This window comes from Hymenobacter terricola, assembly GCF_017921975.2.
GTDB classification, from domain to species: domain Bacteria; phylum Bacteroidota; class Bacteroidia; order Cytophagales; family Hymenobacteraceae; genus Hymenobacter; species Hymenobacter terricola.
The window spans coordinates 19,473-44,733 of record NZ_JAGEMO020000013.1 but is presented as its reverse complement, the minus strand read 5'-3'; the positions used below and the strand labels follow the sequence as shown (position 1 = coordinate 44,733).

Genomic DNA, 25,261 nt, shown 5'->3' with positions numbered 1-25,261 from the left:
TGCTCGTTCTCAATTGACGGAAAGCATGGTTTCAAAGGCTCTTTTCGCTGCGCCCGAATCCAGGGATTCGCGGCTTTGGGCCAGGGCGGTATCCCAGGCCAGGGCGGGGCGGGCGCATTGCAGGGCCAGGGCGGCGTTGGCAGTCACCACGTGGCGCTGAGCGGCGGTGCCGTCGCCTTGTAATACGTGGTGGAACAGCTCGGCGGCGGCGGCAATGGTGCTGCCCCCGGCCAGGTCTTCGGCGGTGCAGGCGGGCAGGCCCAGCGTGTCGGCGGTCAGCAGCCGCTCGCCTTCGAAGGATGATACCACCTTGGCCGGGCCGGTGAGGGCCAGCTCATCGTAGCCATCCAGGGTGTGCACCACGGCGTAGCGCGTGCCGGTGGGCTGCATGAGGTAATGGTAGAGGCGCTGCAGCTCCAGGCTGAACACGCCCAACAACTGCGCGGCGGGCCGGGCGGGGTTCACCAGCGGGCCCAGCATGTTGAAGAAGGTACGCAGGCCCAGCTCGCGGCGCACCGGCCCGGCGTGGCGCATGGCCGGATGAAACGCCGGCGCGTGCAAAAAGCAGATGCCGGCCCGGTCCAGCTGGCGCCGCAATTGGTCGGAGCTGGCTTCGAAGTTATACCCAAAATGCGCCAGCACATTGGAAGCCCCGGACACCGACGACACGCCGAAATTGCCGTGCTTGGCCACTTTCACGCCCGCCCCAGCCACGATGAAACAAGCCAGCGTGGAAATATTGAGCGTGTTTTTGCCATCGCCGCCCGTGCCCACAATGTCTACCACTTCATTAGTGCCCAGCTCCGGGTCGCGGCTCAAATCGAGCAAGGCCTGCCGGAAACCGGCCAGTTCGGCCACGGTAATAGGCCGCATCCGGTACACCGCCAGGAAGGCGGCCGTTTCGGCGGGGTTGGCGCCGCCTTCGCCCAGCTGGCGCATAGCAGCATGGGCCTCGGCGTGGGTCAGGGGCTGGTGGTCGAATAGTTTGGTGAGAATCTGTTTCAAAACTTATTGTTTATTTCCAGAATGCTCTGCCCAGTTGGCAGGACGTTCTTTACTACGCAAAACTTAGCTGAGCCAGTTTTCCAGCATCTGCGAGCCGTGCTCGGTCAGGATGCTTTCCGGGTGAAACTGCACGCCCCGCACGTCGTACCGCCGGTGCCGGAAGGCCAGGACTTCGCCGTGGGCATCGCGGGCCGTCACTTCCAGCTCGGCCGGAACAGACTCGGGGCGGATGGCCCAGGAATGGTAGCGGCCCACCTGAAACCTATTCGGCAGGCCCGCGAAGAGCCGCTCATCGGCCACCGCCACTTCGGCTTCGTTGGCCACCCCGTGCAGCACGGCAGGCATGTTATACAGCTCGGCTCCAAAGCTTTCGGCCAAGCCCTGGTGGCCCAGGCACACGCCCAGAATGCGCTTGGTGGACGCATACTTCCGGATGATGGCCGGCATCAGTCCCGCTTCGGTGGGAAGGCCGGGACCGGGCGACAGCAGCACGGCATCGTAGGCGTCCACTGCTTCCAGGGTAAGCTGGTCGTTGCGGGCCACGGTCAGGTTGGAACCGTGGCCGAGCTCGCGCAGCAGGTGCACCAGATTGTAGGTAAAGGAGTCGTAGTTATCGAGAACGAGGATTTTCATTTCATTTAACGATTAACATTTATCATTTAACAATCGATTTTTCATTTAACAATCTGTTCATCAGATTCTTTTCACACAGATTGGACAGCTGTTAAATGCTAATTGATAGTTGTTAAATGATTTCAGATGCGGCCCGTAGCGCGGCACGCAGGGCCCCCAGCTTGTGGTGCACTTCCTCCAATTCGGACTGCACCTTGGACGCCGCTACCACGCCCGCGCCAGCCTGGAAATACAGCTGGCTGCCGCTGCTCAAAAACGAGCGAATCATGATGGCGTGGTTGAAGCTGCCATCGAAACCGAGGTGGCCGAGGCAGCCGCCGTAGTAGCCGCGGGCCGTGGGTTCCAGCCCGTCAATCAGCTGAATGGCGCGATACTTGGGGGCGCCCGATAGCGTGCCAGCTGGAAAAGTATCGGCTACAACCTGCAGCGTATCAGTGCCCTCGGCCAGCTCGGCCGTCACCTTGCTCACGAGGTGAATGACGTGTGAGTAAAACTGGATTTCGCGCAGCGTACGCACCTGCACCTGGGTGCCGTGGCGGGCCAGGTCGTTGCGGGCCAGGTCCACGAGCATGACGTGCTCGGCGTTTTCTTTGGGGTCGGCGGCCAGGCGCTGGGCGGCGGCGGCATCGGCCGCATCGTCGCCGGTGCGGCGGTAGGTGCCGGCAATGGGAAACAGGCTGGCTTCGCGGCCCTGCACCAGCACCTGCGCCTCGGGCGAGGAACCGAAGATTTTGTAGTCGCCGTAGTCGAAATAGAACAGGTAGGGCGAAGGATTGATGGAGCGGAGCGCCCGGTACACGTTGAACTCATCGCCCGAAAAACCCTGCTGAAACCGCCGCGAAAGCACAATCTGGAACACGTCGCCCCGGTTGCAGTGGGCCTGGCCTTGCGCGAGGCGGGCCAGAAATTCGTCGTCGGTCTGGTTGGTCTGCTCCTCGCCCACCGTGGCGAAGCTGAAGTTGGGCACGCTGGGGTTGCGCACCAGGTTTTCGAGGCGGTCGAGGCCTTCCGTTTCGGTGGGAGCTGCGCCGGCCACGCCGTGCTCAAACAAGTGCAGCTCCTGCCGGAAATGATTGAAGGCCACCACGTAGCGGTACACGGCGTAGCGAATCAACGGAATATCACCGGCCGGCACCTTGGCCGGGTCCAGCGTCACGTCCTCGAAGCTTTGCACGGCCTCGTACCCGATGTAGCCAAACAAACCCGTGCTGATGAAAGGGTATTTGACCACATCCGCCGCCGGCGTGAAAGCGGCCGCGAACTCGCGCAAACGGGCCAGGGCCAGCCGCGGGTGGGCCAGCATTTCCGTAGTTTCGGCCCCGCCGGGAAATGACTGCCGCAGCTCGCCGCCGCGCCGCAGCTCAAACGTGGCCAGCGGCTCGCACACCAGGTAGCTGAAGGCATTTTGCTGGCCGTGGTAGTCGGCACTTTCCAGCAGCAGGCAGTTGGTGTACTGGTCGCGCAGCCGCAGGTAAAGGCCCACCGGAGTCACGATGTCGGCAAGCAGGCGGCGGGTACGGGTGGTAAGTTGGTAAGGCACAAAAGTATGAGCTAAGCAAAGACGGCGAATGCAGGATTTTCGCCGCGAAATGAAATGAAAAAAGCCCGGCTTGGGGCCGGGCTTTTTGTGGTCAAAGGCAAAATCAACAGTGACTTCACTAGGCGCACAGGCAGTCCGGTCCGATGTTTCGGAGCTGCCACCACCAAGCCTGGGAAGTACGATGTAAGGTCATATCGGGAATGCTCTTTCTGAAAACGCGTCGCAAAGATACTGGGATATTTTTAAAATTTCAGCAACCGTAACCGAAATTTAATACGAGTCGTCCAAACAAGTGTTTCTATTGCCAGCAATATTGCAAATACAGCCACGGCCATTTTCGCTCTACTTCCGCCCCGGCTTCGGCGCTGAAGCACTGGTTTTCAAGGCCGGGCGGAACAAATACTGATAAGCGGCCGGAAACTCCCGCTGCCAGAACCACTCCCGGTGCTGTCCATCGGCGGGCGCGTGAAAAGACAGGTTGGCGGCCGGCACGCCCCCGGCCCGCAGCCCATCACGCCACTGCGTCATCAGCGGCAGCATGGTTTCCGATTCTTTTGGGCCGCACACAAAGTAAAACCGGGCCATGCGTGTCGCAGGGTGCGTTTTGGCAAAGGCCCGCAACGAATCATTACACACCCAGAACGCCGGCGAAAACGCGCCAACCTCCCCAAATATGCGTGGATATTTTAGCGCCGCGTACACCGAAATCAGCCCGCCCAGGCTGGAGCCGGCCACGCCGGTATGGGCCGCATCGGGCCGGGTGCGGTAGTGCGCGTCAATGTAAGGCTTAAGGGTAAGCACCAGGAAATCAACATATGCCCCACCCTGGCCGCCGGCCTTTATTTCGGCGTTGCGCCACGGAATGTACTCGTCGGACCGGTGCTGGCTGTCATTGTCCACGGCCACCACAATGCTGCCGGTGGCGTCCTGGCCGGCGGCCCGCAGGCGGTCGAGGGTTTCGTCCACGCCCCATTCGCCGCTGTAGCTGGTGGCCTCGTCGAACACATTCTGGCCATCGTGCATATAAAGCACGGGGTAGCGCTGCCTGGGCTTTTGGGCATAATCGGCGGGGAGGTATACCAGCACGCGCCGATGGCGCCCCAGCTGCGGCATGTCAAAGGATTCGCTCAGAACATGAACCTGGGACGTGGCCGTATGCTTTTTAGAAGTTGCCGCGCTGGGCTCGCTCCAGGCCAGCACTTCGCTGGAAATTTCTGTCGATAGCCGCAAATCGGCCTTGCGGTTGGCCAGCGGCTGCTTGTCGGCACCGGCTTCCGCTTTGTCCCAGCTACCGCGGGTAAACTTGTATTCGATGCTTCCTAAGTTGGTAGGCAGGCTGATTTGGTAACTGCCATCCGGCTTTTTGGCCAGCGCATACGCCGCGCTATGTGGGTTCCAGCCATTAAACGAGCCCGCCACGAACAGCGTGTCGGCCGGCGGGGTATTGGCCGGCACCTTCGAAATTTTCAGCACACTTTGCGCAGCCACTGGCCCGGCCACCGCCGCCAGCAATGCCATCCAAATACCCGTTTTCAGCATGTATTCGCCGGCCTTGCTCATCGAATGGTTTCGCCACTGCCCGCGCCTCGTTCCGCCGAATCCATCTTGCGCAGCGTGTACACGGCCCTTACCGAATCCACGCCGGGCAATCCATTGGATTGAAAATCAAGCAGTGAGCCTTTTTTTTGCGGGCCTTTCACGAAGTGCCGGTATTCTTCGGCCGATTCCAGCACGACGTACAAAACGCCCGAGGACGGCACTTTCAGCCGCGAGTAAAAGCTGCGGCCGTCGCCGGCGGGGCGGCGCGTTTCTTCGGCTACAGCACTGGTGCCCAGCAGGCGATACTTATTCACGTCGCTGCCCGGCAGCGGGCGGTTGCCCAAGCCGTCCACAAACACCTCGCGCCGGGTCATGAGGTGTTCCAGGTCTAGGGTTTTGAGCAGGCCCAGGTTCTCCTCAGCCATGATGAGCTGCTGCACAGACTTGCCCGGCGCGGCCTCTTCGTAGTACACCAGCACGGGTTTTTTGAGCTTAACCTTGCTCACCAGCACGGGCAGCTTCACATCTTCGTCGCTGTTATCGCCCTGTGTCACAATGGTTGAGTACACCGGCGGCGCTTTCACGCTCCCTTTGGCTCCCGGAGCCACCCGCCCTTTGGACTTGGGCACTGGCTTGCGCGTTCCGGGCCGGGACTGGGCCACCGCACTGGCCATGGAAGCAGCCAGCAGCAGGCTAACGAGCAGTAAGTGCTTTTTCATTCTCTGAGGAAAAGCCAAAAGTAACGAGGAGAGAATGGCCTGGCAAGGTATCCGCTGCCCCTGACCAAGGTTGTCAGTACCAATTTAGCACAATTTGGTCACTACCGTGGCGGCCGGGAAATTCGAGCGGCAGCTGTCGAGCCTTTCCGCAGTCACTTCCCACACGTTAGAAAGGAAGGTGACGCGCCCTCCTATCCAACGCAACCACCGGTTGTGACGGCCAGTGAGCCATTCATCACCTGCCAAAAAAGCAGGTTGAAGCGCCTGCGGTTTTTTATTTCTGACGCCGGTCAGGCTTCTTTTTTATGCCCTTCAACTTGCTGTTCAATAAAAAGTAAGTGAGTATTTCCTTACGGGCAGACAAAACAGATAATGCGCACAAACGTTTGCACTGAAGTTACTCACAAATCCCTTCACAAATTAATTACCTGGTTGATGATTTAACTTTTTGATTTACAATATATTAATTAAACCTATTGTCAGAAAAAACATGCCGTACACTTGCAACTTTTGCGAATTTATATGGTTATAAGGCACTGGTAAAAAACAACTCAAAAAGTGGCATAGCAGTGCGTTAGATGCTATTTATTGGTAACTTGCAGCCCCAAAGTTTCAAAAATTTCCCACCACCAATTTTCACCAACTCTGTTTCCCATGAAACACACCTATCTAGCGAAACTACTGTTTCTGCTATTGTTCGCGGGCCTTGGGTTCCCTTCGGGAGCCTACGCCCAAACCGGCTCGGTAAGTGGCCGCGTTACTGATAGTAAGAACGAAGGCATCCCCGGCGCAACGGTGCTCATTGAGGGCACCTCGTTGGGCAGTTCGTCCAACGTAGATGGCACGTACAACATCCCGAACGTTCCGGCCGGGCCGCAAACCCTGGTCATTTCATTTGTGGGCTACAATTCGGTGCGGCGCCCCGTGACCGTAGTGGCCGGCCAGAACGCCGAAGTATCGGCCGGCCTGACCGAAAACGCTACTCAACTCTCCGAAGCGGTGGTAGTGGGCTACGGCACGCAACGCCGTCAGGACGTGACGGGTGCAGTGGCTACGGTCGATTCGAAGCAATTCGTGCAAGGCCAGGTTACTAACCCCGAGCAGTTGATTCAGGGCAAAGTGGCCGGCGTGAGCATCACCACGGCCGGTGGTGCACCGGGTTCGTCATCTACCATTCGCATCCGTGGTAACTCGTCGCTCACCGCCAACAGCGACCCGCTGTACGTAATCGATGGGGTGCCGGTGGATAAAAACGGTCTCGACGGGGCTTCGAACCCGCTTTCGCTGATTAACCCCAGCGATATCGAAACCTTCACGGTACTTAAGGACGCTTCGGCCACAGCCATCTACGGCAACCGCGCTTCGGGCGGCGTTATCCTCATCACCACCAAGAAAGGCCTGCAAGGCGAAAAGCTGCGCGTGGAGTTGAATTCGCAGACGGGTGTTTCGACGGTGGCCCGCCAGTATAAGACGCTCTCGACCGATGAGTTCCGCAGCTTGGTAACAGCCAACGGCTCGGCTTCGCAAGTGGCTACGCTGGGCACGGCCAACACAGACTGGCAGAAAGAGATTTATCGCTCCGCTGGCACCTACGACAATACTGTAAGCCTGATTGGCAGCGTGGGCAAGATGCCGTTCCGGGTGTCCTACGGCAACCTCTATCAGGATGGCATCGTCATCACCAACAACCTGAAGCGTAATTCGGGCTCGGTGAGCCTGAGCCCTACCCTGCTCGACAACCATTTGCGCATTGATATCAACGCCAAAGGGACTGTGGTAGATAACCGCTTCGCGGATTACAGCCAAGTGGCTGGAGCAGCCCTTTACGACCCCACCCAGCCGGTAACGTCGGGCGAGTCGCGTTTTTCGCGCTACGGCGGTTACTTCCAGTTTATCCAGCCTAACGGCAATCCCCTAGGCAACTCGCCTGCTAACCCGGTAGCCGCGATTAACAACACGCGCGACATCAGCCGGGTGAAGCGCCTCATTGGCAACGTGCAGTTCGACTACAAAGTGCACGGTATCGAAGGGCTGCGGGCCAACCTCAACCTGGGCCTTGACGTATCGCGTGGCCGTGGCTACAAGGACATTGCCCCCACCGACAAGGATACTTACAATAGTCAGTCGGCCGTACCGGGCCAGAACGGGTCGTACAAGGAATATGCCCAGGATAAGGATATGAAGCTGTTGGAAGCCTACCTGGCCTACGGCAAGCAGGTTGGTGGCACCAAGTTCGACGTTCAGGGTGGCTATGCCTACCAGGATTTCGTCAGCCAGGGCCCGAACTTCCTGACCTACCGCTCGGACCGCACCACGCTCTATACTTCTACCGATGTACTGACCTTGCCAAATTATTATAGCAAGCTGGTGCTCCTGTCCTACTTTGGGCGGGCCACGGCGAACGTAAAAGACAAGTACCTGTTAACGGCTACGGTGCGGAACGATAATACTTCGCGCTTCCGTCCGGGTTATCGCAGTGGCTGGTTCCCGGCAGTGGGCTTAGCTTGGCGCATCAAAAACGAGGATTTCCTGAAAGACAACAACACGTTCTCGGAGTTGAAGCTACGGGCCGGCTACGGCCGCACGGGCCAGCAAGACGTGGGCGGATACTACGACACCCAGTCGCGCTACGTGCTGGGCTCGTCCGGGTCGCAGTATCTCATTGGCAACACCGCTACGGGCTTTCTCTCGGGCACGCAGGGCTACAATGCTCAGCTAACCTGGGAAACCACCAATACCTATAATGCTGGTCTGGACCTGGGCTTTTTCGATAACCGCCTGACTGCTACCTTGGATGTATACCAGCGCACTGCTTCCGACCTGCTGGCCACAGTAAACCTGCCGGCCGGTTCCAACAACACCGACCGGCTCCCGGTCAACATTGGTTCGCTACGCAACCGCGGCATCGAGCTGGGCCTGAACTACGGTGTGCTGCGCTCAGAAAATCTGACCTGGGACGTGAACGTGAACGGCGCTTACAATGTTAACAAAATCACTGACTTGGGGCCGCAGTTGCCAACCTTCCCCGGCTACCAGACCGGCGATATCCCCGGCGGTACCGGTAGCACCATTCAAATCAATTCCGTTGGCCAGCCGGTCAACTCTTTCTATGTTTTCCAGCAAGTGTACGGCCCCGATGGCCGCCCGGTGCAGGGTGTGTACGTGGACCGCGACGGCAATGGCACTGCCTCAAACGACTACTATACCTACAAGCAGGCGGCACCGCTCGTAACGCTGGGCTTCAGTTCGAACGTGGTGTATAAGAAGCTGGTCTTTGCTTTCACGCTGCGCAGCAACCTCGGCAACTACGCGTATAACGCCAACGCCGCTAACCTGGGCAACTACGCTAACGCGCAGAGCTCGGTCAATTTCCTTAACAACATTAACCCCAGCGTTACCAGCACGGGCTTCACCCGGCAGCAGCTGTTCTCGGATTACTACGTGGAGAATGCCTCTTTCCTGCGCTGCCAGAACATTTCGCTGGGCTATAACCTGGGCAAGGTACTGGGCGCTTCTTCGCTGCGTATCACAGGCAACGTGCAGAATGCCTTCCTCATCACCAAGTACACCGGTGTTGACCCCGAAATTCCTAACGGCATTGATAACAAGTTTTATCCTCTTGCCCGTACTTACACCCTCGGCCTGGCTCTCGGCTTTTAATTCCCACTACTCATGAAGAACGTATTATTCCGTGGGTTAACAGCCCTCTCCCTGGGTACGGCACTGACCGGCCTCAGCACTTCCTGCACCAAAGACCTCGACCAGGCACCGAAGTATGAGCTGACGCCCGACCGGGTGTATGTGGACCTGGCCAGCTATAAAAAGGTATTGGGCAAGGTTTACGGTAGCTTTGCGCTCACCAGCCTGGGCGGTGCCGGCGGTACCCCCGACCTTACCAGCATCGACGGCGGTACCGGTGACTACATTCGGCAGCTATGGAGCGCCCAAGAGCTGACCACCGACGAAGCCGTGGTGGCCTGGAACGACACCGGCATTCAGGACTGGCACAACCAAAACTGGGATGCCAACAACCCCCTGATTCGGGGCATTTACAACCGGTGCTACTACGAAATCAGCCTCTGTAATGATTTCCTCCGGGAATCGACGGATGAAAAGCTCAACAGCCGCCTGGGGAGCGCGGAAGTAACCCAAGCCAAACTTTATCGGGCGGAGGCTCGCTTTCTGCGTGCTGTCTCTTTTTCCCATATCATTGACTTGTTCGGCAACGGCCCCTTCCCAACGGAGAACGACGTGGTAGGGACTACGCCGCCGCCGTACTATACCCGCCAGCAGCTCTATACCTTCGTCGAAAGCGAGCTATTGGACTTGACCACGCAATTGGCTCCCGCCCGTTCCAATGAGTACGGCCGGGTTGACCAGGCCGCTGCGCACGGCTACTTGGCCCGCCTGTACCTGAATGCCGGCGTGTACACGGGCACCCCGCAGTACACCAAGGCTGCTGAACAGGCCCAATTCGTGATTGCTAGCGGTTATTCGCTTGCCACCACCGCTAGTTCGGCATCGTCGGCTTATGGCCGCCTCTTTCTGGCTGACAACAACGTAGGTCCGGCCACGAACGAAGTTATTTGGCCGATTCTGTTTGACGTCACGCGTACGCAAACCTACGGTGGCACTACCTTCCTGGTAAACGGTTCAATCGACGGTGCTAGCGCTGGCTGGCAGCGATACGCGGGCGAAACCACCGGTTGGGGTGGTATCCGCAGCACTCGGGCGCTGTTTGACAAATTTTTCCTGCAAGGCGGCGATACCACCGTGGACCGGCGCGGCCGGTTCTGGCAGGTTGGCCAGACCTTGGAAATCAGCGACCTCAGCCAGTTTAAGCAAGGCCTTGGCGTGACCAAGTTTCGTAACGTCAACTCGGATGGTACGGCCCAAGGTGCTTCCCTGAACTTCTCCAGCGTTGACTTTCCAATGCTGCGCTTGGCCGACATGATGCTCGTTTATGCCGAAGCAGCCACGCGTGGCAATGCTACTCGTGCTACTGCTTTGGGCTACGTGAACCAGATTCGTCGGCGTGCCTTTGGCCTGCCCATTAATACGCCCAGCGCGGCGGCCGACATCACCGATGCGCAGATGACCACGGACTTCATCCTGGATGAGCGGGCCCGTGAGTTGCACTGGGAAGGGATGCGTCGCACCGACCTCATCCGCTATGGCAAATTCACCGATGCCACTTACCTCTGGCCCTGGAAGGGCGGGGTTGCTAACGGCCGCAGCGTGGATGCCAAATACAGGCTTTTCCCGATTCCGTTGTCCGACATCACGGCCAACCCGAACATGAAACAGAATCCTGGTTATTAAAACTTTTCATTGCCGGCCCGGTGTTACCGGGCTGGCAATGAAATTCATTCCCACCTTAACTTCTTCGTTTTATGTATAACTGGTTCTCTAAAACAACGATACTGGCGGGTCTGCTGGCCATCAGTCTTACTGCTTGTAAGAAAGATGAAACCCGGGTCACGCTCACACCGGGAAGCTCACCGCAGCTTACGGCATCGGCCACCACGGCTACCCTGACCAGCGCGACGGCTGCCAGCAATGCCGTCACCTACACCTGGACGCCCTCCGACTTTGGTTATAAAGCGGCTGTTAGCTACACACTGCAGTTTGCCAAGCGGGGCACCAATTTTGCCGCCACGCAGGATTTCAACGTCGGGGCCAGTCTCACTAAGACGATTACCGGTGCCGACCTGAATGGCGTCTACAACAGTTTTGACTGTAATATCAGCAGTACGCCATCGGCGACGCCGCTTGATGTGCGCGTGAAGGCTACCGTTGGAGACGCTTATCCTGCTTCTTCGTCAAACACTGCGGGCATCACGGCCACCCCTTACCAAGCGCAAACGCTACCCGCTGATGTTTGGGCCATTATTGGTTCGGCTACTCCAGGCGGCTGGAATACCGAAACGCCTATGACCTACGACTTCTGCAGCCGGGTATGGAAAACTACCATTGCGCTGAACGGTGCGGCCGGCTCGAACGAGTTCAAGTTCCGGGCCAACAATGCCTGGACCCTTAACCTGGGTGACGGTGGTGCCGGTGGTGCCCTGGATGCCAATGGTGCTAACCTCACCGTACCAACCGCTGGCAACTATAGCGTAGTGCTTAATACAAACGCTAAGCCCAAGCCCACCTTCACACTGACCAAGCTTCCTTAAGCGAATCTGTTTCCATTAAAAAAGCCTCCCCAGCTACTGGGGAGGCTTTTTTAATGGAAACAGATTCGTGGTCTAAAACGTCGCTGATACTGGCTGGGCCCGGCAGCCGGTATTGTTATGGCAATACCTGGCCAAACTCAAAACCTGCTCACATCTGGCTAAAACCGTTTCTCAGTACCCTAAGCAGCCTTTGCCACCGCTAATTTGTAACGATTCACGCATATATGAACGTATTTTCAAGGAATTTTTTTGGTTCTACAACAGCCATAGGGCTAAGATGGAAGTGATATACGGCCATTCTCGTCAGACCGTCCAAGCAAAGAAAAAGCCCCGTCGCATCTACGACGGGGCTTTTTCTTTCTGACAGCGGCGATGCTTACAGCACCACTACTTTGCTGGTGGCAACTTTGTCGCCTACCTGCACGCGCACCAGGTAAGTACCGGCAGCGACGTTGGCCGTGCTTATGGTCTTGCTTTGCAGGCCGGCAGCCTTCAGGCCGCTTTCCAGCACTTGCACCTGACGGCCGAGCAAGTCGGTCAGCACGATGTTCACGTTGTCGGCGTGGCTGCCTACGTTGTAGGCTACCGTGGTCACGCCACTGGCGGGGTTTGGGAAAACGCCGACGGCAATGGCCGCAGCATCAGCCGCTTTGGTACCGAGAACGGCACCACCGGTAGCACCCAAGGCCACCGTAGCAGCCTGACGGCCGGGCAGCGTAGAAAAGTCGAAAGCACCGTTGGCCAAGTTGCCGCCGTTGGTGGTAAGGGGAACGGAAGTCTGCGGAATGAAGTCGGAAGAAGGATAACCGCCATCACCGCCATTTTGCAGTGCGAACAGCGATACCGACGGCGTGCCAGTTAGGCCGGCAGCGGTTCGGTCAAGCTCAATTTCCCAGCCGTAGGAACCGACGCCGCCGTAGGAAGCAGGAAAGGTGGTAACTGGCGGAGTACCGGCTGTGGTAGCAGTATTGCCGGGGTTAGCAGAAACCCCACCGGGGGCCATTACTTTATAGGCTACCCGGGCCCCAAGCAAGCGGGCGTAGTTGCCAACCGTGGTGGTGGCTGGCAGCGTTAGGGGCGTGCCGGCGTTATCCAACTGGCCGGCCGTGGTGGTCAGCTTCGCCGAGCTGCCGGTAGTGGCAGTGGGATAGGCAGCACCTTCGACCATGTAGCCGGTGGCTTCGGAACGCAGGGCCAGGGCCAGGTCGGCGGCCAGGTCCAACTTGGCAGTGAAGTTCTGGAAGGAGGTAGTGGCTGCGCCAGCGGGGAGGGCCGTACCAACCGGAACGCCCGCAACAACAGGCAGGTCCAGGAACAGCTGGAAAGCGTTGCCATTGGCCTCAACGGTGCCGCCTACGAAGATGTACATCTTGGTGGGCGTGCTGGCGGCGTAGAGGCTGAGCAAGCCGGCATTACCGAAGCCGCGGGGATTCGTGAACTTACCAATCAGCGTGTAGTTGCCGGCGGTAACCTCGGCGGCCGTCAGTTGGCCATCCAGCGTGACCTGGGCCTGGGCGTTGAGCGAGCCAGCGGCTAGTACGCTAGCGGCCGCAAGAGTAAACATTCTTTTCATGGGAATTCAATTAGGTAAATGAAAAATTGGTGAGAAAAACGCATAAAGCTCAACGTTACCGGCAAACGATTACGGGATTTGCTGAGAATATAGTAAAAGTAGCTATTCCAGCGTAATTGCGTACATTCAAACATAATAAATCACGTATTTAGTTGAAAATAATTACTGCAATCGTTTGTTCATTTTCTATAATAGCACGGGGTTTACCCAGTGGTTGGTACTTTCGCCATCCCTCCCAACCTAACTCTGTTTCTTATGATTCTGATTGCCGACGGCGGCTCAACGAAGTGCAGCTGGTGCCAGCTCGACGATGCCCACAACCGCGTGTATTTCAACACCGAAGGGTATAACCCCGATTTTATCGATACTGCGGGTATTGTGGCGTCCTTAAATCAACACCTGCCCGACACGCTGCCACGCGACCAAGTGCGGGATGTGTATTTCTACGGCGCGGGGGTATCATCGGCGCAAAAAGCCGAAATTATCGCGGCCGCCATGCGCCAGCTTTTTCCCAATGCCAAGGCCCATGTGACGGAAGACTTGCTGGCGGCGGCCCGGGCCTTGCTGGGCCACAAGCCCGGGTTCGCCTCCATTCTGGGTACGGGCACCAATTCCTGCCTTTACGACGGCAAAAAAATCACCTACAACGTGGATTCGCTGGGCTATTTCCTGGGCGATGAAGGGTCGGGGTCGTTTTTTGGCAAGCGGCTGCTGCGCGATTACTTGCGGGGCCTGCTGCCCGATGGCCTGCAGGATATTTTCCGCGAAACGTATTCGCTGGGTTCGCGCAACGAGATTCTGGACCGGCTCTACAACCAGCCGCTGCCCAACCGCTACCTGGCCAATTTCGCCAAGTTTGCCTACGACCACAACAACGTGAGCTACTGCCGCGAAATCGTGCTCGACGGGTTCGAAACGTTCTTCCAGAACCTGGTGCTGCACTACCCGCGCTATCAGGAATATACCTTCAACTGCATTGGCTCGGTGGGCTACAATTTCCGCGATGTGCTGACGCAGGTGGCCAAAACCCACGGCATGGAAGTGGGTAAAATCATTCGCTCTCCCATTGATGACCTGGTGGCCTACCACGATGAATTGCCGGTGAAATAAATTACGCTTGTCCGTAATTCGACCAAACCAAAAGGCCGGCTCTTCGCAGAGCCGGCCTTTTTGATTACCAATTAATGGCTGGCTGACGGCCAGGCTAATGCTGCACCACCAGCCGGGTGGTCTGGGTGAGCTGGCCGGTGCTGAGGCGCACCAGGTAGATACCATCGGCCAGGTCCTGCACGGGCAGGGTGACGTCGTGCGCGCCCGCGGCTTGCACGGCGCTGCTGCTGACGGTGCGCACGGTGGCGCCCAGCACATTGAGCACGGTGACGGTGACGGCGGCCGGCGTGGCCAGCTCGTACAGGATGCTGGCCGTGCTGCTGCTGGGGTTGGGCGCGGCCGTGAGGCGCAGGGCGTCGGTGGTGCGGGCTTTGGTGCCGAGCAGGGTGGCTTTCACGATGCGGCGCGAGGTGTAGACGGCATAAGCGCCGGGCTGCAGGGTGATGAGCCCGTTCACGTTGGTCACCGTGATGCTGTCGCCGCTCAGGTAGTTGTACCACTTGCCGGTACGTTGGAAGTTGGGGTCCACGGTGGTAGCGGTCACGTCGAAGTTGCCGAGGACGGTGACGCTCAGCGTGGGACCGGTGAGGTGGATGGTTTTGGCGGCCCCGGCCAGCTGCTGGGTGTAGGTGGTGGGGGCCGCGAACACGGGCTCGCGCTTCTTGAGCGCAATCAGGCTGCGGAACACGTCGTAGAGGTGCCGGCGGTTGGGGTCCTGGTAGTAGTTCCAGACGGGCTGCTTGGCGCTCAGCTTGCACTGGTCGTTGCCATAGGGCGTGGGCAGGGTGCCGTTGGAGCAGATAAAGATGGACTTGTCGTAGCCCAGCTCGCCGAACTGCCACAGCATTTTGGGGCCGGGCACGGTGAAGAAGAACGCGGCGGCCAGCTCCTCGCGGGCCAGGGCGGTGTTGAGGTCGCGGGTGCTGTAGGTGCCCGCCGAGTTGCCGAAGGTGAGGTTTTTGTACATCAGGCGCTCCTCGTCGTGGCTTTCCATGTAGGTCACCAGGTTCGGGCTGTTCCAGCCGCGGCCGCCCTGGGCGGTGCTGCCGTAGTAGCCGTAGCTGAAGTTCGAAGTGCTGACGTAGCCCATCGTGGCCTCGTTGTAGTTGTAGTTGGCATTGCCCCACAGCATGAAGCCGTTGTTGGCCAGCACGGTGCCCTCGGAGTTGTCGGGGAAGTGCTCCAGGATGGGGTACAGGTTGGGGTCGACGCTAATCAGGTGCTGGTAGTAGTCCATCCAGATGTTGATGCGCGACTGGTCGTAATTGCCGTAGGTGCTGGTGGTGCTGGGGTTCTGGGTGAAGCCCCCGGCCAGGTCGAAGCGGTAGCCGTCGATGTGGTATTCCTGCAGCCAGAACGACATCACCTGCTTCGAGAAGTACTTGGTGAAGGCGCTTTCGTGGTTGAGGTCGTTGTAAACGCTGTAGGGGTGCGGGGCCGTCTGGTTGAACCACGGGTTGTTGGCCGCGGGCGCGCCGTTGGTGGCGTAGAGCTGCACCATGGGGCTTTGGCCGGTGGAATGGTTGAGCACCATGTCGAGAATCACGGCAATGCCCCGGCGGTGGGCTTCGTCGATGAATTGCTTGAAGGCGAGCTTGGTGCCGTAGTACTTATCGGGCGCGAAGTAGAAATCGGGGCTGTACCCCCAGTTGTCGTTGCCGTCGAACTCGTTGATGGGCATCAGCTCAATGGCATTCACGCCGAGGCGCGAAATGTAGGCCAGCGTATCGCGCAGGGTCTGGTAATCGTGGCGGTTCACGAAATCGCGCATCAGCAGCTCGTATACCACCAGGTTGGTGCGGGCGGGGCGCTGGAAGTTGGTGGTGGTCCACACGTAGGGCGTCTGGTTGGTTTGCAGCACGGACACGATGCCAGTGGTCTGGCCCGAGGGGTACGCCTTCAGGCCGGGGTAGGTGATGGCGGGGATGTACTGGTCGTCGTTCGGGTCCAGGATTTTCTCGCAGTACGGGTCGGCCACGCGCAGCGCACCATCCACGAGGTACTGGTAGGCGTATTCGCGGCCCGGCGTGAGGCCGTTGATTTGCACCCACCAGCGGTTGCCGTCGGGCGTCTTGTTCATGAAGGCATTGTTGGCGGTTTGCCAGTTATTGAATTCGCCCAGGGCGTAAACGAACTGCTTGTTGGGCGCCGTCAGGTTCAAAATAACCGAGGTGCCGCCGTTCAGATAAGTAATGCCATCCTTGGCCCCGGCCGGCAGAGCGGCGGTAACCACGGCCGGCGCCACCACCACCACCAGGGAATCGACGGACTGCGTGGTGCCGCTGCTGGCGGTGAAGCGAATGACGTTGCGGCCCGCCTGGGCAATGGTGACGGCCGAAGTGAGCGTGGTGGCGCTGGCCTGCTGGGCCACCTGCGTGCCGTTGAGGCTCAGGGCCAGGCTGGCCGAGGCGGAGGCAGTGCCGGTCACGGTCAGCTGGGTATTCAGGCTCACGAAGAGCGGGTTGCCGTTCGTGCCGGGGGCCGGGCTGGTGATGCGGGCGGTAAGACCGGCCTGGGCGGCATCCACGAAAATATCGCCGCCGCCCGTGGCCCGGCCCACGATGGAGCCGTCGGCATTCTTGAAAATCATGCCCAGCCGCAGCAGCGTTTCGGCCGCCGGAATGGGGTAGTAAGTGCGGGGCGTGAAGGTGATGTGGTACAGGTTGGGGTTGGCGGCGTCGCGGGTCATGAGCGCCGTGGCATCGGCCACGCCAAAGCTGGGGCTGTGCACGTTGCGCCAGTTGGTGGTGCTGGTGCTCAGGTTGGTCACGGTGCCGGTCCAGATGTAGACGGGGCCGGTGAAGTTGGCCAGCGCGCCGTTGCCCTGCGTGGCGTCGTAGGTGATGGTGACCGGCGTGGTGTCGGTGAAGAACACGGGCTGGGTGGTGACAACCTGCGCTTGGGCGGTCCAGGCGACCAGCGTGAGCAGCAGCACAGTTAAGCGTCGAAATGTTTGCATTGGGAATTGGATGCTAAAGAGTTAGGAAGTAAATACTAAGCGGGAATGGGGGAGGTTGTGGAAACGTTTGCAGCGGCTTGCTTTTATTGTTTTTGCAGGCAAACCAAATTGCAAGATACAGAATTTAAGCATTCTGAGGGCTTTTAAGGGCGTATCTTCGCCATCAATTTCCGCCCGTATGACGCTTTTTTTTCGCTTGTTGGTTCCGCTGCGGCAATGGTACGTGGCCGGGTGGGTGATGGCTTACTTGTTGGCGCTTCCCCAAAGCGGCCAGGCCCAGGTGCTGTCCCCCCGAACGGACAGCGCAGCCGCGCGAACCGGCCCGCTGGCGGCCGCCCCGGCCCTCGTCGATTCGGTGGCGCGGCGCAAGCGCCGCCTGCGCCTGCTGATTGGCGGCTCGGCCCTGAGCTATGGCGTGATTTACACCGGCCTCACCACGGCCTGGTACACCGGCGAGCGCGTGCCGCTGCACTGGTTCAACGACTTGCCTGAGTGGCAGCAGCTGGATAAGTGCGGGCATTTCTGGGGCTCGTTTCAGGAAAGCCGGGGCGCGGTGGACATGCTGCGCTGGGCCGGCCTGAGCGAGAAAAAAGCCATTTGGTACGGCTCCTTCGTGGGGTTTGCCATCCAGAGCCCCCTCGAAATCCTCGATGGCCGCGACCCGGCCTACGGCGCTTCGGCCACCGATTTGGCGGCCAACTTCCTGGGTTCCACGGCGCTGCTGGCGCAGCAGCTGGCCTGGCACGACGTGCGCATCATGCCCAAATGGTCGTTTCACCTCACCGGCTACGCCCGGCAGCGGCCCAACGTACTGGGCAGCAACGTGCCCGAGCGCTGGCTGAAGGATTACAACGGCCAGACCTACTGGCTGTGTACCGACGTGGGCGCCTTCCTCAAGCCCGGCAACCGCTGGCCGCGCTGGCTGCAACCAGCATTCGGCTACGGCGGCGAGGACATGGTGTACAACGACGATGGCACCAACGCGGCGGCCGGCCTGCACCCCTACCGCCAGTTCTACCTGTCGCTGGACGTGGACCTGCGCCGCATTCCCACCCACAGCGTGCTGCTGAAGCGCGTGTTCTACACGCTCAGCATTTTCCACCTGCCCGCCCCGGCCCTGGAATACAACGGACGCAACGGTTTCGGCTTCCACGGCCTCTATATGTAGGATTGCGGTCGGCTGAAAACCGTTTGTAAACCCAGCCAACCCATTCTACCCGTACTTTTGAAGAACCCGTCTGGTCCCGGCGGCGGTTATTTATCAATTAATAACTGCTCCAGCCAGCGTAAATCCGTGATATTATGAACGTAGGAGATAGAGTGCGCCTGCTTACCGGCACCGAAGAAGGAATCGTCACCCGCCTGCTCGACAGCGAGCTGGTGGAAGTGGCCATCGACAACGATTTTACCATCCCCGTGCTGCGGCGCGAAGTAGTGGTAGTGGCGCAGGAAGAAGGCAACACCTTCGACCGTACCGCCCCCGACTACCGCGTGGGCCAGGTGCCCGGCAAAAACGCCAACGCCAGCAAGAAGGACAAAAGCAAGCGCCCGGCCCCGTCGGCCGGCCCGCCCCGGCCCGCGCAACCTTCCTTGCAGGAAGCTCTGGCGGCGGTGGCTTCCAGTGGCGCGGGCGTGGCCAGACCGGCCGGCACCCCGCCGGCCGGCAGCAAGCAGCCGGCTGCGGCCAAAGGCATGTTTCTGGCCCTGGTGCACCAGTCGCCCGAGCTGCTGGGCGTCACGCTCATCAACAATACCGAGGCCGACGTGCTCTACACCTACGGCGAGGAAACCAGCGCCCGCCCCTACCGCGCCCTGGCCGCCGACAAGCTGGGCCCCAAAGCCAGCACCAAGCCTCTCTCCTTCCTGCATTTGAAGGATTTCGAGAACTGGCCCGCCGCCATTTTCCAGCTGTTGCCTACGCGCCTCAACGGCGACGCGGCCTACGAGCTGCTCACCAAGCGCCAGGCCTTCAAGGCCAGCACGTTCTATTCGAGCCAGCGGCCCGCGCCGGTGATTGGCAAGGAGGCCTACCTCTTTCAGCTGGATGAGAAGGCGGCCGCCGCCATCGCACCCGAGCAGCTGGCTCAGGAAGCGCCCGTTGCCCCCGTGCCGGCCCCGGCCAAACCCGCCGGCGTGGATGCCGCCGCCCTTAAAGCCCAGCTCAGCGGCGACGCTCCGGCCAAACCGGCGGCCGTAGTAGCGGCGGCGGCCCCCGCCCCGACCACCCATGTCGTGCCTCCTCCTCACGAGTTCGACCTGCACATCGAAGCCCTGCGACCGGATAACACGGAGGAATTGTCGAACACGGCCATCCTGCGCCTGCAGCTTGATGCCTTTGAGGACGCGCTGAGTCGCGCCCTGGCCACCAACATGCATGAAATCGTGTTCATACACGGCATGGGCAACGGGGTGCTGCGCAAGGAAATCCACCGCCAGCTGAGCCGCAACAAGGACATTAAGTTCTTTGAGGATGCCCGCAAAGAGAAGTTCGGCTTCGGCGCCACGCTGGTGCGGCTGAAGTAGCGATTCAGCGCTGCCTGAATGATTGTCGAACGTCATGCTCTCTTCTATCCCCTCTTTATGTACGACCTCATCGGCGACATTCACGGCCACGCGGCCGAGCTCCGCCTAATGCTGCAGAAACTCGACTACGCGCCCGATGCGCAGGGCATCTACCGCCACGCGGCGGGCCGGCAGGTCATTTTCGTGGGTGATTTTATTGACCGGGGGCCGGCCATTCGCGAGACGCTGCAGGTGGTGCGCGGCATGGTGGACGGCGGCACCGCCCTGGCCGTGATGGGCAACCACGAGTACAATGCCCTTGCCTTCTGGACCCTCGACCCGGCCGGCGGGCACCTGCGGCCCCATCGGCCCCACCACATTTTGCAGCACATCGAAACCATTCGCGCCTTCAGCACCAAGGAGCTATTTGTCGAGTGGCAGGACTACCTCGCGTGGTTCATGCGGCTGCCGCTGTTTCTGGAGCTGCCGGGGCTGCGCGTGGTGCACGCCTGCTGGGATGCCCGCTACATTGCCTACCTGCGCGAACAGCTGCCCGATGCCCGCCTCACCCCCGAGTTCCTGCTGGTGGCTAGCCGCAAGGGCTCAGACGAGTTAAACGCTGTCGAAATCACGCTGAAGGGCCACGAAACCGCGCTGCCCGGCGACCACCACTTTTTCGACAAAGACGGCCACCGCCGCACCATGATGCGCACCGCCTGGTGGCGCAACCCCGCCGCCGCCACCTACCACGAGTATTTCCTGGAACCTATTGAGGCGCTGGCCGGCCAGCCGGTAGACGTAGCGGCCCTGCCCGATGCCAGCTATTACCAGGACGAAACACCGGTGTTTTTCGGCCACTACTGGCTGCGGGGCAAGCCCCGGCTGCTCACGCCGCACTCCGTGTGCCTCGATTACAGCGTGGCCAAGGGCGGCGAGCTGGTGGCCTATCGATGGCAAGGCGAGTCGGTGCTGACGCCCGCCGGCTTGGTACGGCTCTGAGGCGGCCAGACCGAAAATCAACATGTTCATGTCATACCGCCGCGTGGGTTTGGAGTGGACCTTTGTGCCATGCAATTCCCCCTCGCCCTGGCTATCATTGAGGACCAGGTTTCCATCCGCGAAACCCTGCTGGAGTACTTGGGTGCCCAGCCCGAGTTTCGCTGCGTGCTGGTGGCGGAGTCCATCGAGGAATTTTTGCAGGAGCTGCCCACGGCGGCCGCGCCGCCCCAGCTCATCCTCTCTGATATCGGCCTGCCCGGCCTGACGGGCATCGAGGGCCTGCCCTTGCTCCTGGCGCACCTCCCCAAGGCCCAGGTGCTCATGCTGAGCGTGTACGCCGACGCCGAGCGCGTGTTTGAGGCCTTGCGGGCCGGGGCGGTGGGCTACTTGCTCAAGAACACGCCCCTGGCCCAGCTCAAGGAGCATTTGTTGCAGGTGGCGGCGGGCGGCTCGCCCATGAGCCCGGGCGTGGCGCGTTTCGTGGTGCAGGCGTTTCGGCAGCAGCCGGCGGCGCGGCCCGCCATTTCCCTGGCCGCGCTGCTGCCCGAGGAGCCCCTCACGGCGCGGGAGCTGGAAATCGTGCGCGGCATCGAGGACGGCCTCAGCTACCAGCTCATTGCCAACCGCCACTTCATTAGCCTCGACACCGTGCGCAACCACATCCGCAGCGTGTACCGCAAGCTGCAGGTGAACTCCCGCGGCGAGCTGATGGCCCACGCCCTGAAGCGGCGGCGCGACTAGCCTGCCCGGCGCGGCCGCCCTGCAAACCAGCGCCGCCGCCGACCGTGCCAGCCTGCTCACCCTGCAAGCCCGGATGGCCCGCCTGCTGGGCGATACCCCTTCGAAAGGCCCGGTAGTAGCCGCCCGCGCCTATAGTCTCTTAAGAAGCCCTCAGCCATTTGGTTGGGGGCTTTTTTGTGGGTGAGCAGTTGGGCCGGCCTCGGCGATGGGCCGCCTGTTGCCATCAGCAGAATAGCCAACGGGCCGGGCAGGTGCTTCCGGCCGATGGCCGGACCTTTCCCGTTGGTCGTTGGGCCCGCCCGGTTGGCAGCTGGAAGGGCGTTCTGCGCGGGACTGCCGGCAAGGCGCTTGGCTGGGAAAGCACGATGACTGGCTGGAAGGGCCTGATGACAGACTGGAAAGCTCCAACGGGTCGCCGGGCCTTCCCGCTGCGGAACATTGCCGGCAATCTGGAAAAAAATGCCGGCAGGAAAGGCGCCTCGCTAAACCGGGGCAAGATGCGGATGAAGCGGGGTAATAACCGGGCTGACGGCGGCCCAATTTGGGAATTTTCAGAAAGCAAAGCAGGTCTGTAGGGTTTGCCTGGGGTCGGCAAACAGCTTTTGGTTCAGGCACTGTCATTCCTAAATATGGACTTCGTAAATAAGTGGGAATTAGGACTAACATTTGAGCAGCCCTGCCTCGAAAGCCGGGATGTTTATTTACCTAATTTTTTCAGTATCATGGCACAAGACTGGTATCCTTCCCGCGAAGCCGAGCGCCGGCTGTTTCTCCAAAACTTTGTCGACAACATGGCCGATGCCACTACTCTGCTCAAGCAGCCGGCCAACACCTATGGGGTAGCCACCACGGCTGCCCAGGCCGAGCTGGACCTGTTTGGCCTGCGCGATGCCGCCCAAAAGGCTCTTGACACGGCCCAGCGCAACCTTATCGAGCAGGAGCTGATGACTTCGGCCGCCGTGCGGGCCGGCGTGAAGCAAATCAAAAATACCATGAACGTACCCAGGGAAGTGCTCGACCTACTGGAAGTAAACCCTACCGCCAGCAAGCCCATTGACCGCGTGGCCGCCGAGGCCCCCGTGCTCAAGGCGAAGATGGACGGCATTCACCCCAGTATTGGCGGCCTGAAAAACGGCTTTGATGCCATAGAAATCTGGTGCTGCCGCACCGGCGAAAAGGATTTTAGCCGCCTGGCTACTGTTACGCACCTGCCCTATTTTGACAACCGCCCCAACGGACAGCCCGCCGTGGCCGAGCAGCGTGACTACTACGCCTACTATCTCAGGAAGAACGTGGTAGCCAGTGCCCAGGGCGCCACCTACACCTTGCTGGTGCCGGCCGGCGACCACGCCTAGCCTCAGCAGGCCGGCAGCCCCTACCCCAACGCTGGAAAAGGCGGCATCAGCAATGCCGCCTTTTTCGTGGGCAGCCTGCGGCCGAGCGTATCTTGTGAGCTAATCAGCGCGGTTGAGGGGTTGACGTACGGAGGTAGAGTCGCACTGTTTTGCGTCTTGTCGCTGAACGGCTCGCGTAAGCACCGCCCGACGATTTCGTTCAACAATGAGACGCAAAATGTTGCGTTTCTACCTCCGTACGTCAAGCGGAAAACCGCTCCGGCTGTCCTTTCCGTTCTTTTTCCAGGCCCGTACTTATTGCCGCTGCCGGATGCCGGCCCGTCCGCCCGGGCGCAGTAGCCGGCAGCGGCAACCAACAGTTCTACCCTCATGAAGAACGCAACAACAGAACGCCTGAAACCGGGGCAATGGCAGCCGTGGCTGGCCGGCTGGCTGGCGCTCCTGCTGCTGAGCAGCGGGGGCGCGGGGGCGCAGGGGCTGCCTCTACCGCTAAAGCGCCTGGTGGTGGTGCGCGACAGCCTCGGCCGTCTCCTGGCCACCGAGCGCCGGCCCGATACGCTGCGGGTCGTCCACCTCAACACCCTGGCCTTTGTGCTGCGCACCAACGACCCGCCGCAGGCGCAGGCCCTGGCCCGGCAGGGGCTGGCGCTGGCCCGGCGGCTGCACTTTGCGCCGGGGCTGGTAGAAGCCCACTTCAACATGGGCTACAACTACCGCGCCCGTAGCCAGTACGACTCGGCCATCTACCACAGCCGGCAGGCGCTGGCCTGGGCCATTCGCACCCACAACCGCTACACCCAGACGCGGGCATACTATAACCTGTGTCGCATCTACACCGAGCAGGGCAACTACGCCGCCGCCCTGGGTCCCAGCCTCGACGGCCTGACCCTGGCCCACGCCATCCACAACAGCCGGGCCGAACTGTTGCAGCTGGTGCAGGCCGGCCGTATCGAGCTGGGCCTGGGCGAGTATGCCACGGCCCGCGCCTACATTGAGGAGGCCCGCCGCCTGCTCCCGGCGGCGCGCGACACCGGCTGCACCGGCTTCGTGTACCTGGGCTTCGGCGACATCAGCCGCCAGCAGGGGCAATGGCAGGCGGCCCGCCGCGCCTACACCCGCACCCTTGGCGCCTATCGGGTGGTGTACAATGAGCGGGGCCTGCTGCCCGTGGAGCTCAACATTGCCGAGATGACCGAGCGCCTGGGCGACTACCCGGCGGCCCGCCGCGTGAGCCAGGGGCTGCTGTACCGCGCCCGTGCCACCGGCACCCCCGAGCAGGTAGCGCAGGCGGCACTGCTGCTGGCCCGTACCTGGCTGCCCACCCGCGCCGATAGCGCCCGCCGCTACGCCGCCCTCAGCCTGGCCACCGCCGCGCCGCTACGCCTGCGTCCCACGGCTCGCGACGCCGCCCAGGCCCTGGCCCAGGCCAGCGACCAGCTGGGCCAGGGCCATGCGGCCTACCGCTACCAGCTATTGGCCGCTGCCTACGCCGACACCCTGAGCGGCGAGGACACGCGCCGCCGGCTGGCCGCCGTGCAGGCCCGCGCGGCCCGCTCGCGCACCCAAACGCAGCTCAGCCTGCTGCAACAGCAGGTGCGGCTGCGTAGCCAGCAGCAGGAGCTGGAGCGCCTGCGGGCCCGCCAGCAGCTGCTAGGTACCGTGGGCGCGGCGGGGGCCCTGCTGCTGCTGGGCAGCGGGCTGTTCTGGCAGTACCGCCGCCGCGTGGCCTGGCGCCTGGCCTCCCGCGACGCCACCCTGCGCCAGCGCCTGGCCGCCGACCTGCACGACGACGTGGGCTCGCTGCTGACCCAAATCAGCCTGCAAAGCGACCTGCTGCGCGAAACCGTCGCCTCCCCCGACCAAACCCTGGCCCGCCTCAACCGCCTGAGCGACACCAGTCGCCGCGCCGCCCGCCAGATGGCCGACGTGGTGTGGGGCCTGCACGCCAGCTCGGCCGAGCTGCCCGAAGTGCTGGCCCATATGCGCGACCACGCCCATGAGGTGCTCGCGCCCCAGGAGCTGGCCATCGATTTTGCCGTGAGCGAGGCCGCCGCCGCGCAGCGCCCCAGCCTGGCCACGTGCCAGACGCTGTACTTAATCTTTAAAGAGGCCCTGCACAACGTGGTGAAGCATGCCCGGGGCGCCACGCTGGTCACCATTCGGGTGAGCCACGATGCCGGCCAGCTCTGCCTGAGCGTGCGCGACAATGCCGCCGGCCCTGCCCCCACCGCCCGCCCCGGCGGCCACGGCCTGGCCAACATGCGGCGCCGCGCCGAAGCCGTGGGCGGCGCGCTGCACCACGTAGCCGAGGCCACGGGCTTCGGCGTGGTGGCGTGCCTGCCGGAATAGCAGAATGTTGGGGGTTGAGAAACCGTCATGCCGAGCGTCGTAAACGTCATGCCGAGCG

Annotated in this window: 18 protein-coding genes; 11 read left to right on the top strand and 7 right to left on the bottom strand. The window is 61.0% G+C overall.

Annotated features, from left to right (window positions below; all coding sequences use genetic code 11):
* Positions 1–9: 9 nt before the first annotated feature.
* The 5 genes from trpD to J4G38_RS11245 form a co-directional block, all read right to left on the bottom strand.
* Positions 10–1,005, bottom strand: coding sequence for an anthranilate phosphoribosyltransferase (gene trpD / locus J4G38_RS11265; RefSeq protein WP_210519340.1), 996 nt, complete (start codon positions 1,003–1,005; stop codon positions 10–12).
* Positions 1,006–1,068: 63 nt separating this feature from the next.
* Positions 1,069–1,638, bottom strand: coding sequence for an anthranilate synthase component II (locus J4G38_RS11260; protein WP_210519338.1), 570 nt, complete (start codon positions 1,636–1,638; stop codon positions 1,069–1,071).
* A gap of 112 nt (positions 1,639–1,750) precedes the next feature.
* Positions 1,751–3,178: an anthranilate synthase component I family protein gene (locus J4G38_RS11255; protein ID WP_210519336.1), complete on the bottom strand. Its 1,428-nt coding sequence runs from the start codon at positions 3,176–3,178 to the stop codon at positions 1,751–1,753.
* Positions 3,179–3,520: 342 nt separating this feature from the next.
* Positions 3,521–4,738: an alpha/beta hydrolase-fold protein gene (locus J4G38_RS11250; RefSeq protein ID WP_210519334.1), complete on the bottom strand. Its 1,218-nt coding sequence runs from the start codon at positions 4,736–4,738 to the stop codon at positions 3,521–3,523.
* The gene (locus tag J4G38_RS11245) at positions 4,735–5,436 is read right to left on the bottom strand and encodes a hypothetical protein (RefSeq protein ID WP_210519332.1); all 702 of its coding nucleotides are present in this window, start codon (positions 5,434–5,436) and stop codon (positions 4,735–4,737) included. Before J4G38_RS11245 ends, J4G38_RS11250 begins: the two co-directional genes overlap by 4 nt.
* A gap of 654 nt (positions 5,437–6,090) precedes the next feature.
* Between J4G38_RS11245 and J4G38_RS11240 the strand changes: the two genes are divergently transcribed.
* The 3 genes from J4G38_RS11240 to J4G38_RS11230 all read left to right on the top strand — a co-directional run bounded on the left by J4G38_RS11240 (position 6,091) and on the right by J4G38_RS11230 (position 11,615).
* Positions 6,091–9,096 (top strand): SusC/RagA family TonB-linked outer membrane protein, encoded by a 3,006-nt coding sequence (locus J4G38_RS11240; protein ID WP_210519330.1) that lies wholly within the window; start codon positions 6,091–6,093, stop codon positions 9,094–9,096.
* A 12-nt stretch (positions 9,097–9,108) separates the two neighbouring features.
* Positions 9,109–10,758 carry a RagB/SusD family nutrient uptake outer membrane protein gene (locus J4G38_RS11235; RefSeq protein ID WP_210519327.1) on the top strand — a complete coding sequence of 550 codons (1,650 nt, stop codon included), beginning with the start codon at positions 9,109–9,111 and terminating at the stop codon, positions 10,756–10,758.
* Between the two features lie 71 nt (positions 10,759–10,829).
* The gene (locus tag J4G38_RS11230) at positions 10,830–11,615 is read left to right on the top strand and encodes a SusE domain-containing protein (RefSeq protein WP_210519324.1); all 786 of its coding nucleotides are present in this window, start codon (positions 10,830–10,832) and stop codon (positions 11,613–11,615) included.
* 376 nt (positions 11,616–11,991) lie between these two features.
* On the opposite strand, the gene J4G38_RS11225 is transcribed toward J4G38_RS11230, so the two are convergent.
* The gene (locus tag J4G38_RS11225; RefSeq protein ID WP_210519322.1) at positions 11,992–13,188 is read right to left on the bottom strand and encodes a T9SS type A sorting domain-containing protein; all 1,197 of its coding nucleotides are present in this window, start codon (positions 13,186–13,188) and stop codon (positions 11,992–11,994) included.
* Positions 13,189–13,443: 255 nt separating this feature from the next.
* Here J4G38_RS11225 and J4G38_RS11220 point away from each other — a divergent pair, with 255 nt between their 5' ends.
* Complete coding sequence (locus J4G38_RS11220; RefSeq protein WP_210519320.1) at positions 13,444–14,298, top strand: N-acetylglucosamine kinase; 855 nt, start codon at positions 13,444–13,446, stop codon at positions 14,296–14,298.
* Between the two features lie 94 nt (positions 14,299–14,392).
* On the opposite strand, the gene J4G38_RS11215 is transcribed toward J4G38_RS11220, so the two are convergent.
* Positions 14,393–17,257, bottom strand: a complete 2,865-nt coding sequence (locus J4G38_RS11215) for a DUF4961 domain-containing protein (protein WP_210519318.1) — start codon at positions 17,255–17,257, stop codon at positions 14,393–14,395.
* A gap of 178 nt (positions 17,258–17,435) precedes the next feature.
* Between J4G38_RS11215 and J4G38_RS11210 the strand changes: the two genes are divergently transcribed.
* The 7 genes from J4G38_RS11210 (at position 17,436) to J4G38_RS11180 (ending at position 25,203) form a co-directional block, all read left to right on the top strand.
* A complete protein-coding gene (locus J4G38_RS11210) occupies positions 17,436–18,425 on the top strand; it encodes a DUF2279 domain-containing protein (RefSeq protein WP_226163357.1) in 990 nt (329 codons plus the stop codon).
* 134 nt (positions 18,426–18,559) lie between these two features.
* On the top strand, positions 18,560–19,780 hold the full coding sequence (locus tag J4G38_RS11205; RefSeq protein WP_226163356.1) for a Smr/MutS family protein: 1,221 nt from the start codon (positions 18,560–18,562) through the stop codon (positions 19,778–19,780).
* A 57-nt stretch (positions 19,781–19,837) separates the two neighbouring features.
* Entirely contained in the window at positions 19,838–20,758 is a 921-nt protein-coding gene (locus tag J4G38_RS11200; RefSeq protein ID WP_210519316.1) for a metallophosphoesterase, read from the top strand.
* 69 nt (positions 20,759–20,827) lie between these two features.
* A complete protein-coding gene (locus J4G38_RS11195; RefSeq protein ID WP_210519314.1) occupies positions 20,828–21,499 on the top strand; it encodes a response regulator in 672 nt (223 codons plus the stop codon).
* A gap of 251 nt (positions 21,500–21,750) precedes the next feature.
* A complete protein-coding gene (locus J4G38_RS11190) occupies positions 21,751–22,074 on the top strand; it encodes a hypothetical protein (protein WP_210519312.1) in 324 nt (107 codons plus the stop codon).
* Between the two features lie 147 nt (positions 22,075–22,221).
* On the top strand, positions 22,222–22,854 hold the full coding sequence (locus J4G38_RS11185) for a hypothetical protein (protein ID WP_210519310.1): 633 nt from the start codon (positions 22,222–22,224) through the stop codon (positions 22,852–22,854).
* A 369-nt stretch (positions 22,855–23,223) separates the two neighbouring features.
* On the top strand, positions 23,224–25,203 hold the full coding sequence (locus tag J4G38_RS11180) for a tetratricopeptide repeat-containing sensor histidine kinase (RefSeq protein WP_210519308.1): 1,980 nt from the start codon (positions 23,224–23,226) through the stop codon (positions 25,201–25,203).
* Positions 25,204–25,261 lie beyond the last annotated feature (58 nt).

What these genes read in the sequence shown, in the direction of transcription:
- J4G38_RS11230 (WP_210519324.1), top strand. Translation starts at nt 10,830, where the DNA reads ATGTATAACTGGTTCTCTAAAACAACGATACTGGCGGGTCTGCTGGCC.
- J4G38_RS11180 (WP_210519308.1), top strand. Translation starts at nt 23,224, where the DNA reads ATGAAGAACGCAACAACAGAACGCCTGAAACCGGGGCAATGGCAGCCG.
- J4G38_RS11240 (WP_210519330.1), top strand. Translation starts at nt 6,091, where the DNA reads ATGAAACACACCTATCTAGCGAAACTACTGTTTCTGCTATTGTTCGCG.
- J4G38_RS11250 (WP_210519334.1), bottom strand. Translation starts at nt 4,738, where the DNA reads ATGAGCAAGGCCGGCGAATACATGCTGAAAACGGGTATTTGGATGGCA.
- J4G38_RS11200 (WP_210519316.1), top strand. Translation starts at nt 19,838, where the DNA reads ATGTACGACCTCATCGGCGACATTCACGGCCACGCGGCCGAGCTCCGC.
- J4G38_RS11225 (WP_210519322.1), bottom strand. Translation starts at nt 13,188, where the DNA reads ATGAAAAGAATGTTTACTCTTGCGGCCGCTAGCGTACTAGCCGCTGGC.
- J4G38_RS11205 (WP_226163356.1), top strand. Translation starts at nt 18,560, where the DNA reads ATGAACGTAGGAGATAGAGTGCGCCTGCTTACCGGCACCGAAGAAGGA.
- J4G38_RS11235 (WP_210519327.1), top strand. Translation starts at nt 9,109, where the DNA reads ATGAAGAACGTATTATTCCGTGGGTTAACAGCCCTCTCCCTGGGTACG.
- J4G38_RS11185 (WP_210519310.1), top strand. Translation starts at nt 22,222, where the DNA reads ATGGCACAAGACTGGTATCCTTCCCGCGAAGCCGAGCGCCGGCTGTTT.
- J4G38_RS11210 (WP_226163357.1), top strand. Translation starts at nt 17,436, where the DNA reads ATGACGCTTTTTTTTCGCTTGTTGGTTCCGCTGCGGCAATGGTACGTG.
- J4G38_RS11220 (WP_210519320.1), top strand. Translation starts at nt 13,444, where the DNA reads ATGATTCTGATTGCCGACGGCGGCTCAACGAAGTGCAGCTGGTGCCAG.
- J4G38_RS11215 (WP_210519318.1), bottom strand. Translation starts at nt 17,257, where the DNA reads ATGCAAACATTTCGACGCTTAACTGTGCTGCTGCTCACGCTGGTCGCC.
- J4G38_RS11260 (WP_210519338.1), bottom strand. Translation starts at nt 1,638, where the DNA reads ATGAAAATCCTCGTTCTCGATAACTACGACTCCTTTACCTACAATCTG.
- J4G38_RS11195 (WP_210519314.1), top strand. Translation starts at nt 20,828, where the DNA reads ATGCAATTCCCCCTCGCCCTGGCTATCATTGAGGACCAGGTTTCCATC.
- J4G38_RS11245 (WP_210519332.1), bottom strand. Translation starts at nt 5,436, where the DNA reads ATGAAAAAGCACTTACTGCTCGTTAGCCTGCTGCTGGCTGCTTCCATG.